Source organism: Shimwellia blattae DSM 4481 = NBRC 105725, assembly GCF_000262305.1.
Lineage (GTDB): Bacteria > Pseudomonadota > Gammaproteobacteria > Enterobacterales > Enterobacteriaceae > Shimwellia > Shimwellia blattae.
On sequence record NC_017910.1, the window covers coordinates 2,899,101 to 2,913,197 of the forward strand.

Sequence of the window (14,097 nt, forward strand, 5' to 3'; positions counted from 1 at the left end):
ATGGCGGATTCGGTTACAAAATTATCAAATCGTGCCGTTAAAAAGTGCTTAATATGTTACCAGGTGTTTCTACCATGCCTGTTTTTGTATATTAATTGTCATTTTTAGTCAGCCCGGTATCGTAAAAAATTCCAGATTAATGAATATATTAGTCGGAATAGTGCCGGTAAATCGCCCGTTTATTCAGCAGTTTTCCGCCCAGCAAGCCGCCACAGAATGACAACAACGCCATTCCGCAAAGTGGTAAAGCTATCCATAACTGCCAGTCCGGCTCCCAGGGGAAATCAAAAACGCGGATCTGCAGCAGCGCCAGGGCGCTTTCAGCCCCCAGGGCGGCCACCACCCCGGAGACCGCCCCCAGTAGAGCAAACTCACTCCATAAGGTGGTGCGCAGCAGGCGGCGGCTGGCCCCCAGTGTCCGGCAGACCACCAGCTCCTGGTGGCGCTGGCGCATTCCTACCTGTACCTGAGCCAGCAACAGCAGCAGGCCACAGGCCGTCACCAGAATTACCATCACCTCCAGCGCCCGGCTGACCTGGCTGAGCACCTGCCCGACCTGGCGCAGGATCCCGCCGATATCCAGCAGGCTCACCGTCGGGAAGGCGCGGTTCAGCTCAATAAGCACCGATTCCGGGCCGTTCCAGCGGAAGCTGGTCAGCCAGGTTTGCGGCTGTTGCTCCAGCACGCCCGGCGGGAAGATAAAATAGAAATTGGGCCGCAGGCTTTCCCAGTCCACCTTGCGCAGGCTGCTGATGGTGGCGGAAAATGCCCGGGTATCGCCGCTAAAAGTTAACTGATCGCCGGGTTTAATGCCCAGGCGGCGGGCCACCCCCTGATCAACGGAAACCTCCCCGGCCTGTGGCGGCCAGTGCCCGGCAACCACCGGATTATGGTTACGCTGCCCCTCCTGCCAGGTCAGATTCAGCTCGCGGTTAAGGGCCTCGTCTTTATTGCCGCTGGTGCTCACGCCGTTAATGTGTGTCAGCCTGGCGCGCACCACCGGATACCAGGCATCTGGAATTATCTGGCGCTCAACCAGAAACGTTTTTACCGCCGGGACCTGATCTGGCGCGATATTCAGCAGAAAATAGTTAGGGCTCTGGGGCGGCAGTTGCTGCTGCCAGCGCGCCAGCAAATCGCCGCGCAGCACCAGGAGCAGCGCCAGCAGCATAAACGACAGTGAAAACGCCGCCAGCTGGCTGAAGGTGGCCCAGGGCTGGCGCAGCAGGCGGTTTATTGCCAGGCGCAGCGGCAAGGCGCGCACCGCACAGCGGCGCAGCAGATACAGCAGCCCCCACCCCAGCGCCGCGCACAGGGCGGCCATTGCCAGCGTGCCGCCCAGCACCGCCCACAGCAGCGGGCTGGCCCCCATCAGCCCCACCAGCAGCAACACAATGACCCCCGCCATCACCGGCAGGTAGACCGCCAGCGGCCATACCCGGGCTACCGCGTCCCGGCGCAGCACCCTGACAGGCCGGGTTGCCAGTAATAAGCGGTACGGGCGCAGCCCGACCAGCAACGAGATAACCACCAGGGTGCCCAGCGACCAGATCCACGGCCAGAAACTGGCCGGGGGCAGTACCGCCGGCAGCACCGGTTTTAACGCCCGCAGCAGCAGCGCTTCAAACAGCGCCCCCCCTGCCCCCCCGGCAAGGGCAGACAACAAAAGCAGCATCAACCACTGGCCGATAATCAGCCGGTTCAGGGCCCGGCGCCCGGCCCCCAGGGTTTTCAGGATCGCCACCATATCGTAGCGGCTGCGGCAATAGAGCCCCATCGCCACCGCCACTGCTGCCACCGCCAGCAGCAGAGTCAGCAGCGCGCACAACAGCAGAAACTGGCGCGCCCGCTCCAGTGACTTACTGAGCGCCCCCTCATCCTGCTCCGGGCTTATCCAGCGCTGCCCCGGGCTCAGTTTGGGCACAATCGCCGCCTCCAGCGTGCTCAGGGCCGCGGGCTCCCCGGCAAACTTATAGCGCCAGCTGACCCGGCTGCCGGGCTGTACCGCCCGGGTGGCCGGGACATCGGCCATATTCATCAGCAGGCGCGGGGCCAGCTGGAAGGGGTTAAAACCGCCATCGGGCTCCTGGATAACCTCACCGGCAACCCGCAGGGTCGCATCCCCCACATCAAGCGTATCCCCGATGCGCAACTGCAACTGCGCCATTAGCCTGGGGGCCAGTAACACCGTCCCCGGGGCTACCGGCAACCCGGCCGGGCGGGTTTGCAGCGCGCCATAGAGCGGATACTGGTTATCCACCGCGTTGACATCCGCCAGCTGGGGGGTATCCCCGGCAAACGCCATGGTGGTAAAAGAGAGCTGCGGGCTCACCCGTACCCCCGCCGCCGTGGCCTGCTCCAGCCACGCCTGCGGTATGGCTGAGGACGAACGCAGCACCCGGTCTGCGGCCATATATTCACGGCTTTGCTGGCTCAGCCCTTTTTCCAGCCGGTCGCTGATGTTGCCCAGCGCCAGCACGCAGGCCACCGCCAGGCTCAGGGCCAGCCAGACAATCAACAGCGAGGGTGAGCGCCATTCGCGCCAGAACCAGCGGGCTATCATGGCACCTCCCGTAATGTACCGTCCTGCAGGCGCAGGCGCCGGTCACAGCGCGCCGCCAGCCCGGCGTCATGGGTGACCAGGATAAGCGTGGTGCCGCGCTCGCGGTTTAGTGAAAACAGCAAATCGGCAATTCTCTCCCCGGTCTGGCGGTCAAGATTCCCGGTGGGTTCATCGGCAAACAGAATTCCGGGGCTACCGCTGAACGCCCGGGCCAGAGCCACCCGCTGCTGCTCCCCCCCGGAAAGCTGGGCGGGCAGATGGTGCAGGCGCTTGCCCAGGCCAAGCTGCTCCAGCATCGCCCGGGAGTGGGCCCGGCTGGTTTCGCTGCTCTCGCCGCGCAGCAGCGCGGGCAGCTCTACGTTCTCCAGCGCGTTCAGGGTGGGGATCAGCATAAAAGACTGGAACACAAACCCAACGTGACGGGCCCGCAGCCGGGCCCGCCCTTCTTCGTCCAGCCGGTTGAGGGGCTCGCCGAGTAAGATAACCTCGCCGCTGCTGGCGTCATCCAGCCCGGCAAGGATCGCCAGCAGAGTGGATTTCCCGGAGCCAGATTCCCCAATCAGGGCAATGGTTTGGCCCGGTTTGACAAGCAAGTCAACTCCGGTAAGGATGGAAAGCGCCTGTTCACCCTGACCGACGGATTTTTTCAGATGATGCACTTCAAGAATATGTTGCGCTGGCATTTACCTTTCCTGTTACTGGTCCTGTTGATGTGCCGCACCGCCGCCGCAGACACCCTGCTGGTGCTGGGGGACAGCCTGAGTGCCGGCTACCGGATGCCCGCAGAAGAGGCCTGGCCGGCGCTGCTGGATAAACAGTGGGAAAAGCGCCAGATCCGGGTCATCAACGCCAGCATCAGTGGTGATACTGCCGCCCAGGGGCTGGCCCGGCTGCCGACACTGCTGGCTGAGCACAAACCGCGCTGGGTGGTCATAGAACTGGGGGGAAATGATGGCTTACGTGGCTTTCCGCCTGCGGGGATAGCCGCCACCCTCAGCCAGATTATCAGCCAGGTGAAAGCCGCCCGTGCCCGGCCTATCCTTGTGCAGATCCACCTGCCCGCTAACTATGGCCGCCGTTATAACGAGAGCTTTGGCGCGATTTACGCTACCCTTGCGGCCAGCAACGATATCCCCCTGCTGCCATTTTTTATGGAAGAGGTGTACCTCAAACCCCAGTGGATGCAGGATGACGGTATTCATCCGAATGCCTCCGCCCAGCCGTTTATTGCCGACTGGATGGCGCAACACCTCAATCCGCTAGTTAATCATGACTCTTGATAAATCAGGACGCTACCCACGTAAAGTTATGAAAAAAAATATCCTCATCACCGGTTGCTCCAGCGGTATCGGGCTTGCCACCGCCGCACACCTGCAGCGCCACGGGTTTCACGTGCTGGCGGCCTGCCGCAAACCCGCCGATGTGGCGCGGATGAATGAACTGGGTTATACCGGTATCCAGCTTGATCTGGATGACCCGGCCAGCATTGAGCAGGCCGCAGCACAAGTGCGGGAGCTGACCGGTGATCGGCTGTATGGCCTGTTTAATAACGGCGGCTTCGGGGTCTACGGCCCGCTGGAGAGCATCAGCCGGGCCCAGATGGAGCAGCAGTTTTCCAGCAATTTTTTTGGTGCCCACCAGCTCACCATGCTGTTGCTGCCGGCCATGAAACCCCATCAGCAAGGGCGCATTGTGATGACCAGCTCCGTTATGGGGCTGATCTCCTCCCCCGGGCGTGGCGCTTATGCGGCCAGTAAATACGCCCTGGAGGCCTGGTCAGACGCGCTGCGCCTTGAGCTGCGCCACAGCGGGATCCAGGTCAGCCTGATTGAGCCCGGCCCCATCCACACCCGCTTTACACAGAATGTGAACCAGACCCGGGCAGATAACCCGGTCGAAAACCCCGGCATTGCGGCACGCTTTGCGCTCTCCCCTGACCATGTGGCCCGCAAAGCGGTGGCGGCGTTTACCGCCCCCCGGGCCCGGGTCCGCTATCCTGTGACGCTGGTAACCCATGTGGTGCGGGTACTGAAACGGCTGCTACCGGATCGCTGGATGGATAAAATATTAAACCACTAAGTTGAAGCGGGCTGGCACTGCCCCCATCTGCTTAACAAACCTTTATAACGAGGGCGACGCATGTCTGCACAAAACATTATTGATATCACTGAAGATAACCTCCACCAGACCCTGGATCAGTCCGTCACGGTGCCGGTTCTGTTTTACTTCTGGTCAGAGCGCAGCCCGCACTGCCAGACGCTGACACCGGTACTCGAACAGCTGGCAAACCAGTACCACGGCCAGTTTATTCTGGCGAAAGTGGACTGCGACGCCCAGCAAATGCTGGCTTCTCAGTTTGGCCTGCGCGCGATCCCGACAGTCTACCTGTTCCAGAACGGCCAGCCGGTTGACGGCTTCCAGGGCCCTCAGCCCGAAGAGGCAATCCGCGCCCTGCTGGATAAATTCCTCCCCCGGGAAGAGGAGCTGAAAGCACAGCAGGCCTCCGCCCTGATGGAAGAAGGCAAATTTGCCGATGCACTGCCGCTGCTTAAAGAGGCAAACCAGCTGGCGCCAACCAACAGCGAAATCACCCTGTTGCTGGCCGAAACGCTGATTGAGCTGAACCGCAGCGACGATGCCCAGACTGCACTGGACACCATTCCCCTGCAGGACCAGGATACCCGCTACCAGGGGCTGGTGGCGCGCATCGAGCTGCTGAAACAGGCAGCAGACACCCCGGAAATTCAGGAGCTGCAGCGTAAGGCGCAGGAACACCCTGAAGATGCGCAGATTGCCACCCAGCTGGCGCTGCAACTGCACCAGGTCGGCCGCAACGAAGAGGCACTGGCGCTGCTGTTTACGCACCTGCAGCAGGATCTCACCGCAGCCGGTGGGCAGGTCCGTAAAACCTTCCAGGAAATATTGTCCGCCATGGGCACCGGCGATGCGCTTGCTTCGCGCTATCGTCGCCAGCTATATTCGCTGTTGTACTGAGTCTCCGACTGAACCGGCGGAAAGCCATGTGGCTTTTCGCCGATCCCGCTACACTGGCAACACAGGGCAACGACCTTTCCCGGTCTGCGGCATGGCTCGCCTTTGCCTGCCCTATACAGGAGGTATGTGATGCTGACCGTGATCCCGATTCTTATCTTTGTTGCCCTGATGGTGGTTATCGCCGGGGTAAAAATCGTTCCCCAGGGTTTTCAGTGGACCGTGGAGCGCTTCGGGCGCTACACCAAAACGCTCCAGCCCGGGCTCAGCCTGGTGGTGCCGTTTATGGACCGCATCGGCCGCAAAATTAATATGATGGAGCAGGTGCTGGATATCCCCTCCCAGGAGGTTATCTCCAAAGATAACGCCAATGTCACCATTGATGCGGTGTGCTTTATCCAGGTTATCGATCCCGCCCGGGCGGCCTATGAGGTCAGCAACCTGGAGCTGTCTATCATTAACCTCGCCATGACCAATATCCGCACCGTGCTCGGCTCCATGGAGCTTGATGAGATGCTCTCTCAGCGCGATAACATCAACTCCCGCCTGCTGCATATTGTTGATGAAGCCACCAACCCCTGGGGGGTGAAAGTCACCCGTGTGGAAATCCGCGACGTGCGCCCACCGGCTGAGCTTATCGCCTCCATGAACGCCCAGATGAAAGCCGAACGTACCAAACGCGCCTATATTCTGGAGGCCGAAGGGGTGCGCCAGGCCGAAATTCTCAAAGCCGAGGGGGAGAAGCAGTCGCAAATCCTCAAAGCCGAAGGGGAGCGCCAGTCGGCATTTTTGCAGGCAGAGGCCCGCGAGCGCTCGGCCGAAGCCGAAGCCCGCGCCACCCAGATGGTGTCCCAGGCTATCGCCAGCGGCGATATTCAGGCGGTGAACTACTTTATTGCGCAAAAATATACCGATGCGCTGCAAACGATAGGCTCGGCAGAAAACAGCAAAGTGATCATGATGCCGCTGGATGCCAGCAACCTGATGGGGGCGATTGGCGGGATCAGCGAGCTGATTAAACACAGTACCGACCAGCGTAAACCATCATGATAGCCCTGATAGCCGAACACCCCCACGCCTTCTGGCTGAGCCTGGGCGGCCTGTTGCTGGCCGCCGAAATGATGGGCGCCAGCGGTTACCTGCTGTGGAGCGGTATCGCCGCCGTGGTGACCGGGCTGTTGGTGTGGGTGCTCCCGTTAAACTGGGAGTGGCAGGGGGTCTGCTTTGCGGTGCTGACGGTTATCTCCGTCTGGCTCTGGTGGCGCTGGCTTTACCGCCGCCGCCAGCGGGACACGGGCGCCCCCAAACTGAACCAGCGCGGCAACCAGCTGATAGGCCAGATTTTTGTGCTGGATACGGCGCTGGTTAACGGACGCGGGAATGTGCGTATCGGGGACAGTACCTGGCCGGTCAGCGCCGCAGACGATCTCCCGGCGGGCTGCCGGGTACAGGTTATTGCTCTGGAGGGGATCACCCTACGGATCCGGGCGCTGGGGCCTCACGCCTGAGGGGTGTGGCAACACCCGGAAAGGGTGTCGATAATCGGGCATTCGGCACCCTCGTCCCCGGGGCACTCCGCCGCCAGCGCCAGCAGCCGGTCGCGCATGGCCTGCAGGGCTGAGATATGCGCTTCAATATCCGCCACTTTTTGCAGCGTGTAGGTTTTGACATCTGCACTGTGGCGCGCCGGGTTGTGAAACAGCCCCACCAGCTCCCGGCACTCTTCCAGGGTAAAACCAACCTGGCGGGCCTGGCTTAACAGGGTCAGCTCTTCAAGATGTTTTCTGGTGTAGGAACGGTAGCCGTTTTCGCTGCGGGCCGGTGGTGTCACCAGCCCCTTCTCTTCATAAAAGCGGATAGCTTTACTGGTCAGGCCGGTTTTTCTGGCCACATCGCTGATGTTCATACGCGGATATTCTCCCGGGGCAGTAGGTGCCAACAGGCACTATTGTAACGCCAGCACGGTACCTGCCAACCCCGGCGTGCGATCAGCGGATTAACTGCACCACGGTTTTGAGCATCGAGGGCTTAACCACCATGTTAAACGTCATGACCGCCAGGCCTTTCGCCACGTGGCGGGTAAGGTGGCGCACGGTGGTGTCGATATAGGCTTTGTCTTTTTGCGCGCTCAGCCAGCCTTCCGCTTCGATATGCGCCAGCAGCGCTTTACTGCTGATTTTGTGCTCATCAAACCGTACGGCGACCGATCCGGCATAGCGGCGGTGAACCACCTCCAGAACCCCGGGCATTCCTTCCATCGTTGCCACTTGCCGGGCAACCATGCCCGGGTTACGCAGAATAAAATCAGAGCGCACGCGAATGCGATTTTGTGTTTGATGCAGGTAGGGACTCATGCGTAACTCTCGCGTGATAACAGGAATGAGAATAATTTACGTTATGTTTAGCATAAATGCCACGTTTCTTTGCGCGCTTTTTGTGCCATATCCCGGTGCGCGCCCCTCCCCCTGCACTCTTTGACCTGCCGCAACGTTCCCTCAACTATCCCTATAGTTGATCAGCCATCTCCGGGGTTTTGGGGTACAGTAACAGCGCTATATAACACACTATATAGTAATGATTATCATGATGATGACAGACAGGACTCTCCATGCAGTTAGACGATCTCAACAGTCTGATGACACTTCGCCGCTACGTTGACATTGCCCACCACATCCCCGGGCGGCTGCGGTTGCGCTTTACCAGTAAGCTGGTCTCCAGCCTGAGTAAGAACCGGCTCAGCGAGCTGGAAAATCTGTGCGCGCCAGATGGCTACCTGCGCAGTTATACCCTGAACACCGCCACCGGCAGCCTGCTGCTGGAGTATAACGCCGGGGCATTACCGCCTGCGCTGCTGTCACAGCTCTTCGGGCCGGATGAACACCAGGCCCGCCAGGCGCTGGACGATATCTACGCCATCCTGTCTCACTGATGCACAACACCATAAACAAGGGAATACTATGAGCAACGAGACCCAGAACCAGATGCCCCCTTACTGGCCGCCTTATGGCTACCCGATGTACCCACAGCAGCCGGGCATGATGCAGCAGCCAGCTGATCCTGCGCAGCAGCCGCAAATGGCACAGATGCCGCCCCAGGGCTGGCCACAGCAGCCGGTCTGGCCCGGCCAGATGATGCCCGGCTATATGCCCGGCTATGCCATGCCGCCCCAGATGCCGCCACAGCCGATGATGCCCCCCCAGGGTTTTGCCCATCCGCACCACCATCATCACCATCACCAGCCGATGCCCGCAGGCGTTGACTGGAGCCACCAGGCCCAGGGCATGGTGGAAGAGATGATGGGCGAACAGGCCGGTATGCTGAAAAACATCATCAGCATGATTGGGGCAGACGACAAAGAGTTCTGGAAAGGCGCCATGATCGGCGCAGCGGCTACCCTGCTGCTGACCAACGAAAACGTGCGCAACATGCTGATGCAGACCCTCTCCGGCACCGGTGAGATGCTGAAAACCGGCGGCAGCAAAGTGAAAGACGCCGTGATGAGTGGCGCGGGGAATATCCGTGATACCGCCGTGACCGGTGGCACCATTTTCCGCGATACGGTCAGCGCCGGGAAAGAGGGATTCCAGGAGTCTGTCGCCCGCAACCGCAAAGCCCCACAGCCGGATGCCGGAGAGCCTGACCATGAGCAACAGCCGTGATGCATTAAGCCCGGTTAACCGCGCCATGATTGCCGGGGCACTGGTGGGGGCCACCAGCTCCTGCCTGGCCCAGTGGAAAACCTACCAGTCCGGTGAACAGTCCCTGAACCAGACGGCGGTGAATGTGGCCCGCGACGCCACCAAAGCCGGGTTAATCAGCGGTGGCGTCATGGCCGTGGCCAACGCCAGCGCGGGGCGCCCGCTGCTCACCATGCTGGCTATTGTCAGCGCCGGTGTCGCCGGTATGTACCTTCTGGATGAAGTACAAAATAAGAGAGATGACCATGACACAGCAGAATAACAACTACCCGTATGGATACCCTTATCAGCTGCCAAACGGCCAGATAGTCTGGAGCCCGTACCCGGTTTCGCAGCCAACTTCCGCTCAGGGGGCTCCGGCTTATCGCCAGGCCAACAGCCGGACTCACCTGCTCACCGGTATGGTGGCGGGCGCAGCCATTACCTACCTGCTCACCAATCGCCAGGTCCAGAAAGGGATCTCCAGCACTGCCGGTAAAGTGTGGGGAACGGTGCGCGGCGAAATGGAAGAGATGAAAGAGCGCCTGGCTGATTTACAGGCCGAGCTGGAATATTACCGCAGCCAGGAGCAGGACAAACAGTGAGCCACCCAGCAACGCAAGAGATAAGCGTCGTACACAGCCTGCCTGGCCGTGTACGGCTGAGGGTTCCTCAGCTGGCGCGTTATCCGGACGCTGCCCTGTGGTTTCGCCAGCAACTGCTCTCTTTACCCGGGGTCAGCGGCGTGCGCCTGCGCCCCGAAGCCTGCTCTGTGATTATCGAGTACCATCCGCAGCAGACCGACAGCCCGGAGCTGCTCCGCCAGATTGCCCACGTCGACTGGCAGCAGCAGGCCCACGGCGAATATGAACCAGAATACTGCATGGCAGATAACCTGGTGAACGCCGGTGGCCTGGCGCTGGCCCAGTTTTTACCCCGCAAGTGGGCCACGCTCCCTACCCTGCTGCTTACCGCCCCCACAATTCAGGAAGGGCTGGAGACACTCTCCCGGCGTCAGCTGCGGGTAGAAGTGCTGGATGCACTGGCGCTGGGGGTCTCTATGGCCCGTGGCGATAACCGCACCGCCATGATAACCCAGACCCTGCTGACCCTCGGGGAGTATATGGAGCAGGAGACCAGCCGCCATTCCGATGCGCTTCTGGCCAGCCTGATGCAGCCCCATGAGCACCCGGTGTGGGTTGAGCGCAACGGCCAGAGTGTTGAGATCTCCTCAAGCGAGCTGGCCGAAGGGGATGTGATGCTGCTGGGGCCGGGCGATAATATCCCCGCCGACGGTACGGTTCTGCGCGGCGTGGGGCTGATTAACCAGGCCTCAATGACCGGTGAAAGCGTGCCGGTGCGCCGGGAGTACGGCGCCTGGCTGTATGCCGGAACACAGGTGCAGGAAGGGAATATTGCCGTGGTGGCAGAACGGGTGGGCGAAGCCTCCTCAACGGCCAGCATCCGGCGCTTTATTACCGACTCCCTGAGCCAGCGCAGTGAAACTCAGCAGGTCACCCAGCAGATGGCCGACCGCCGGGTGGCTATCACCCTCGGGGTGGGGGCCGCGGTGTTTGCCATGACCCGGGACGTGCGCCGCCTGGCATCGGTCTTCCTGGTGGATTACTCCTGTGCGCTGAAGCTCAGCACGCCGATCGCTTTTAAATCGGTGATGTACCGCGCCGCCCGCAGCGGCCTGTTACTGAAAGGTGGTCGGGCCATCGAACAGCTGGCGGCGGTAGATACGGTGGTGTTTGATAAAACCGGCACGCTGACCATGGGGGATATGCAGGTAACCGACGTGGTGAGTTTTGATCCGCAACACACCTGGGCGGAGCGCCTGCTGGCGATTGCCGCCTCGGTTGAGGAGCACAGCAATCACCCGCTGGCCCGGGCGGTTGTTGCCGCCGCAGCCCACCACGAGCTGCCGCATATTAACCACGGCGAGGTGGAATATGTGATTGCCCACGGGCTTATCTGCGAGCTGGACGGCCACCAGATGCAAATCGGCAGCCACCACTTCCTGAGTGAGCACTACCCTATCGACTTCGCCCCCTACCAGGCAGAGATAGACGCCCTGGAGCAGCAGGGCCGCCATCTGCTGTTTATCGGCCTGGATAATAAGCTGGTCGGCATGATAGGGCTGCAGGATAACGTGCGCCCGGAAGCGGCAGACATCATCGCCGGTTTACGGGCAGGCGGTATTCAGCAGGTTATCCTGCTTACCGGGGATAACGCCCACAAAGCAGAGCAACTGGCAACCACCCTGGGGATCGATCGCTACTACGCCCAGTCCACCCCGGACAGCAAAGTCGAGGTGGTCCGCCAGCTTCAGGAACAGGGCCATAGGGTGCTGTTTGTCGGCGACGGGATCAACGATGCGCCGGTTCTGACCCAGGCCGATGTGGGGCTGGCCATGAACCAGAGCACCGAACTGGCCCAGCAGGCGGCGGATGCGGTGCTGTTGCAGGACAATCTGCACGGTGTTGCCACCGCCCGAACCCTGGCGCTGGAGGCAATGAAACTGGTGAACAGCAATATCAAAATCACCGAGTGGGTGAACAGCTCGATTATGCTGGCCGCCGCTCTGGGCTGGCTGTCACCGGGGGCCAGTGCCCTGCTGCATAACGGCACCACCCTGGGCGTGCTGCTCCGCTCACTTTCCGCCCGGAAAAAGGGCTGATCCGCTGACCGGCAGCCCCGCCGCTGCCGGTCAGTTATTCACCACGCCCCAAATGTTAACCGGTAACATTTCCCGGGGCTCACGCCTCCCCCGAGCACGGCGCTTTCAGTCCCGCAGCTTATTAATTTCGTGGCGTAACTTCACCGCCCGTTATCATTGTTATGCCTTTGTAACATCCACGGCAATACGTGCGGCTCAGGGCAATCCGGCATCGTTTTTTATCCAAATAATGACCACCATCGCAAAATATTACTAAATATTTCATTTTTTGTTTACAACTGCCGGGGCCAGACGTCAGCATGATGTTACGGGTATCACCACGCACGGTAATCAACCTGTCGCGCGGGTGATAGCGCATGTTAATAAAAGGAGTATTTAATGAACGAACTGACATACGCCTACGGAGCGGGCACATTACTGGGGATTGCTGCGGGTGCAGTGGCCCTGCTGTTAGTGCTGATTATGCGCTTTAAAATTCACGCATTTTTGTCGCTGACGCTGGTCAGTATCGTTGTTGCGCTGCTGACAAAAGTGCCTTTTGATAAGATAGTGCCGACACTGCTCAGCGGCTTTGGCAGTACCCTTGCCGGGGTGGCATTGCTGGTTGGTCTGGGGGCGATGATTGGCCGCCTGCTGGAGATTTCCGGCGGGGCAAAAGTGCTGGCCGATACGCTGATTAACAAGTTCGGCTCCCACCGTGCGCCTTTCGCACTGGGGGTTGCTTCTCTGTTATTTGGCTTCCCTATCTTCTTTGACGCCGGTCTGGTGGTGATGCTGCCGATTATCTTCAGCGTTGCCAAACAGTTTGGCGGCTCCACGCTGAAATACGCCCTGCCTGCCGCCGGTGCCTTTGCCGTGATGCACGCGCTGGTTCCGCCGCACCCGGGCCCGGTTGCCGCCAGTGAACTGCTGGGGGCCAATATTGGTCTGCTGGTTGTGGTGGGCCTGATTATCGCCCTGCCGACCTGGTATATCGGTGCGTACCTGTATGGTCTGTATGCCGGTAAAAAATTCGATGTCAAACTGCCGTCGTCTTTCCTCGGCGATGTACAGGCAGATCCGAATCACCAGCCGCCGTCCTTCGGTATCGTGATGGCTATCCTGCTGCTGCCGCTGGTGCTGATTTTTATGGATACCGGTCTGAATACCGCAACTGTTCTGGGCTGGGTCGACAAAGACAACGTGGTGGTTAACTTCCTGCGTATGCTGGGTAAAACCCCGGTAGCGCTGCTGATCACCGTGTTCTTCACCCTGGCCGTGTTCAGCGGTCGCCACAGCCGCCAGCATCTGGAAAAAGTCTGTGACGGTGCCCTGGGCCCGATCTGCGGCATTATTCTGGTTACCGGCGCCGGTGGGATGTTCGGTGGTGTACTGCGCGCCAGCGGTATCGGCGATGCGCTGGCCGGTGTACTGGCAGAAACCGGTATGCCGCTGATTCTGGCTGCGTTCGTTATCTCTACCGCACTGCGTGTGGCGCAGGGCTCTGCAACAGTGGCACTGACAACAACGGCGGCACTGATTTCGCCGATGGTTGCCGCCACTCCGGGCCTGAGCCAGTTCGATCTCTGCTTCCTGGTGGTTGCTATCGCCGGTGGCGCAACGGTGCTCTCCCACGTGAACGACTCCGGGTTCTGGCTGGTTGGCCGCTTCCTGGAAATGGATGAGAAAACCACCCTGCGCACCTGGACGGTAATGGAAACCCTGCTGGGGACCATCGCCTTCCTGCTGGCCGCCGCAGGTAGCATGATCCTGTAACGGCTCTGCTGGTTCGCTATAACGCCATCTGTCTGTCCGCAGGTGGCGTTTTTTTTGCGGGGGGAAAGTATCAAAAGGGCCACCGCCCGGAGGCGGCGGCGACAGAGAGTATTAGCGCAGAGCCAGCTGGAAAATTACCGTTTCAACCTGGTAGGCGAAAGTAAATGTCATATCCAGCTTGTAGCCACCTTCGCAAGGTGCGAGAGTCGTTTCGATCTTGCAAGGTTCAGACGCTGTTTCCTGGGCTTTTTTCTCCAGGGCATCACGCTTAGCGACAGCTTCAGCTTCGCTGGCAAAAACAGCGCTGAAGGTTGCTACATTATCGGAGTTGTCCAGAATAGTCCCTACGTCCATGCAGCCGCACCCTTCTTTCTCACGGGTGTTAGTGGTATCACAAGCGTTGCTCATCGTTAAATCCTTGTTCTGTA

16 protein-coding genes are annotated in these 14,097 nt (G+C 60.1%); 11 read left to right on the forward strand and 5 right to left on the reverse strand.

Going from position 1 to position 14,097, the window contains the following annotated elements; genetic code table 11:
• Positions 1–148: 148 nt before the first annotated feature.
• Together ybbP and ybbA are read right to left on the reverse strand one after the other, a co-directional pair.
• On the reverse strand, positions 149–2,563 hold the full coding sequence (ybbP, locus tag EBL_RS13625) for a putative ABC transporter permease subunit YbbP (protein ID WP_002439034.1): 2,415 nt from the start codon (positions 2,561–2,563) through the stop codon (positions 149–151).
• Positions 2,560–3,246 carry a putative ABC transporter ATP-binding protein YbbA gene (gene ybbA, locus EBL_RS13630; protein ID WP_002439033.1) on the reverse strand — a complete coding sequence of 229 codons (687 nt, stop codon included), beginning with the start codon at positions 3,244–3,246 and terminating at the stop codon, positions 2,560–2,562. The genes ybbP and ybbA overlap by 4 nt, the downstream gene beginning before the upstream one ends.
• Here ybbA and tesA point away from each other — a divergent pair.
• From tesA to EBL_RS13655, 5 genes are all read left to right on the forward strand, one after another.
• Positions 3,214–3,843: a multifunctional acyl-CoA thioesterase I/protease I/lysophospholipase L1 gene (gene tesA / locus EBL_RS13635; protein ID WP_002439031.1), complete on the forward strand. Its 630-nt coding sequence runs from the start codon at positions 3,214–3,216 to the stop codon at positions 3,841–3,843. The two genes, ybbA and tesA, sit on opposite strands and share 33 nt — an antisense overlap.
• A gap of 28 nt (positions 3,844–3,871) precedes the next feature.
• Complete coding sequence (locus EBL_RS13640) at positions 3,872–4,642, forward strand: SDR family oxidoreductase (RefSeq protein ID WP_014716121.1); 771 nt, start codon at positions 3,872–3,874, stop codon at positions 4,640–4,642.
• 60 nt (positions 4,643–4,702) lie between these two features.
• Positions 4,703–5,557, forward strand: coding sequence for a thioredoxin family protein (locus tag EBL_RS13645; protein ID WP_002439028.1), 855 nt, complete (start codon positions 4,703–4,705; stop codon positions 5,555–5,557).
• A 129-nt stretch (positions 5,558–5,686) separates the two neighbouring features.
• On the forward strand, positions 5,687–6,604 hold the full coding sequence (locus EBL_RS13650) for an SPFH domain-containing protein (RefSeq protein WP_002439027.1): 918 nt from the start codon (positions 5,687–5,689) through the stop codon (positions 6,602–6,604).
• On the forward strand, positions 6,601–7,062 hold the full coding sequence (locus EBL_RS13655; RefSeq protein WP_002439026.1) for an NfeD family protein: 462 nt from the start codon (positions 6,601–6,603) through the stop codon (positions 7,060–7,062). Before EBL_RS13650 ends, EBL_RS13655 begins: the two co-directional genes overlap by 4 nt.
• Here EBL_RS13655 and cueR read toward each other — a convergent pair.
• Both cueR and EBL_RS13665 read right to left on the reverse strand, forming a co-directional pair.
• Entirely contained in the window at positions 7,053–7,460 is a 408-nt protein-coding gene (cueR, locus tag EBL_RS13660; protein WP_002439024.1) for a Cu(I)-responsive transcriptional regulator, read from the reverse strand. The genes EBL_RS13655 and cueR overlap by 10 nt on opposite strands.
• Before the next feature lie 82 nt (positions 7,461–7,542).
• Positions 7,543–7,908: a hypothetical protein gene (locus EBL_RS13665; RefSeq protein ID WP_002439023.1), complete on the reverse strand. Its 366-nt coding sequence runs from the start codon at positions 7,906–7,908 to the stop codon at positions 7,543–7,545.
• 254 nt (positions 7,909–8,162) lie between these two features.
• On the opposite strand from EBL_RS13665, the gene EBL_RS13670 reads away from it, so the two are divergent.
• The 6 genes from EBL_RS13670 to EBL_RS13695 all read left to right on the forward strand — a co-directional run bounded on the left by EBL_RS13670 (position 8,163) and on the right by EBL_RS13695 (position 13,669).
• A complete protein-coding gene (locus EBL_RS13670) occupies positions 8,163–8,483 on the forward strand; it encodes a hypothetical protein (protein WP_002439022.1) in 321 nt (106 codons plus the stop codon).
• A gap of 28 nt (positions 8,484–8,511) precedes the next feature.
• On the forward strand, positions 8,512–9,213 hold the full coding sequence (locus EBL_RS13675) for a hypothetical protein (protein WP_002439021.1): 702 nt from the start codon (positions 8,512–8,514) through the stop codon (positions 9,211–9,213).
• Positions 9,197–9,514 (forward strand): magnetosome protein MamC family protein, encoded by a 318-nt coding sequence (locus EBL_RS13680; protein WP_002439020.1) that lies wholly within the window; start codon positions 9,197–9,199, stop codon positions 9,512–9,514. Before EBL_RS13675 ends, EBL_RS13680 begins: the two co-directional genes overlap by 17 nt.
• Positions 9,498–9,836 (forward strand): YtxH domain-containing protein, encoded by a 339-nt coding sequence (locus tag EBL_RS13685; RefSeq protein WP_002439018.1) that lies wholly within the window; start codon positions 9,498–9,500, stop codon positions 9,834–9,836. The genes EBL_RS13680 and EBL_RS13685 overlap by 17 nt, the downstream gene beginning before the upstream one ends.
• Positions 9,833–11,914 (forward strand): heavy metal translocating P-type ATPase, encoded by a 2,082-nt coding sequence (locus EBL_RS13690; RefSeq protein WP_002439017.1) that lies wholly within the window; start codon positions 9,833–9,835, stop codon positions 11,912–11,914. The genes EBL_RS13685 and EBL_RS13690 overlap by 4 nt, the downstream gene beginning before the upstream one ends.
• Before the next feature lie 378 nt (positions 11,915–12,292).
• Positions 12,293–13,669 carry a GntP family permease gene (locus EBL_RS13695; RefSeq protein WP_002439015.1) on the forward strand — a complete coding sequence of 459 codons (1,377 nt, stop codon included), beginning with the start codon at positions 12,293–12,295 and terminating at the stop codon, positions 13,667–13,669.
• A 111-nt stretch (positions 13,670–13,780) separates the two neighbouring features.
• Here EBL_RS13695 and EBL_RS13700 read toward each other — a convergent pair whose 3' ends face one another.
• Entirely contained in the window at positions 13,781–14,077 is a 297-nt protein-coding gene (locus EBL_RS13700; protein ID WP_002439014.1) for a YfcZ/YiiS family protein, read from the reverse strand.
• Between the last annotated feature and the right edge of the window lie 20 nt (positions 14,078–14,097).

What these genes read in the sequence shown, in the direction of transcription:
- ybbP (WP_002439034.1), bottom strand. Translation starts at nt 2,563, where the DNA reads ATGATAGCCCGCTGGTTCTGGCGCGAATGGCGCTCACCCTCGCTGTTG.
- tesA (WP_002439031.1), top strand. Translation starts at nt 3,214, where the DNA reads ATGATGCACTTCAAGAATATGTTGCGCTGGCATTTACCTTTCCTGTTA.
- ybbA (WP_002439033.1), bottom strand. Translation starts at nt 3,246, where the DNA reads ATGCCAGCGCAACATATTCTTGAAGTGCATCATCTGAAAAAATCCGTC.
- EBL_RS13640 (WP_014716121.1), top strand. Translation starts at nt 3,872, where the DNA reads ATGAAAAAAAATATCCTCATCACCGGTTGCTCCAGCGGTATCGGGCTT.
- EBL_RS13645 (WP_002439028.1), top strand. Translation starts at nt 4,703, where the DNA reads ATGTCTGCACAAAACATTATTGATATCACTGAAGATAACCTCCACCAG.
- EBL_RS13650 (WP_002439027.1), top strand. Translation starts at nt 5,687, where the DNA reads ATGCTGACCGTGATCCCGATTCTTATCTTTGTTGCCCTGATGGTGGTT.
- EBL_RS13655 (WP_002439026.1), top strand. Translation starts at nt 6,601, where the DNA reads ATGATAGCCCTGATAGCCGAACACCCCCACGCCTTCTGGCTGAGCCTG.
- cueR (WP_002439024.1), bottom strand. Translation starts at nt 7,460, where the DNA reads ATGAACATCAGCGATGTGGCCAGAAAAACCGGCCTGACCAGTAAAGCT.
- EBL_RS13665 (WP_002439023.1), bottom strand. Translation starts at nt 7,908, where the DNA reads ATGAGTCCCTACCTGCATCAAACACAAAATCGCATTCGCGTGCGCTCT.
- EBL_RS13670 (WP_002439022.1), top strand. Translation starts at nt 8,163, where the DNA reads ATGCAGTTAGACGATCTCAACAGTCTGATGACACTTCGCCGCTACGTT.
- EBL_RS13675 (WP_002439021.1), top strand. Translation starts at nt 8,512, where the DNA reads ATGAGCAACGAGACCCAGAACCAGATGCCCCCTTACTGGCCGCCTTAT.
- EBL_RS13680 (WP_002439020.1), top strand. Translation starts at nt 9,197, where the DNA reads ATGAGCAACAGCCGTGATGCATTAAGCCCGGTTAACCGCGCCATGATT.
- EBL_RS13685 (WP_002439018.1), top strand. Translation starts at nt 9,498, where the DNA reads ATGACACAGCAGAATAACAACTACCCGTATGGATACCCTTATCAGCTG.
- EBL_RS13695 (WP_002439015.1), top strand. Translation starts at nt 12,293, where the DNA reads ATGAACGAACTGACATACGCCTACGGAGCGGGCACATTACTGGGGATT.
- EBL_RS13700 (WP_002439014.1), bottom strand. Translation starts at nt 14,077, where the DNA reads ATGAGCAACGCTTGTGATACCACTAACACCCGTGAGAAAGAAGGGTGC.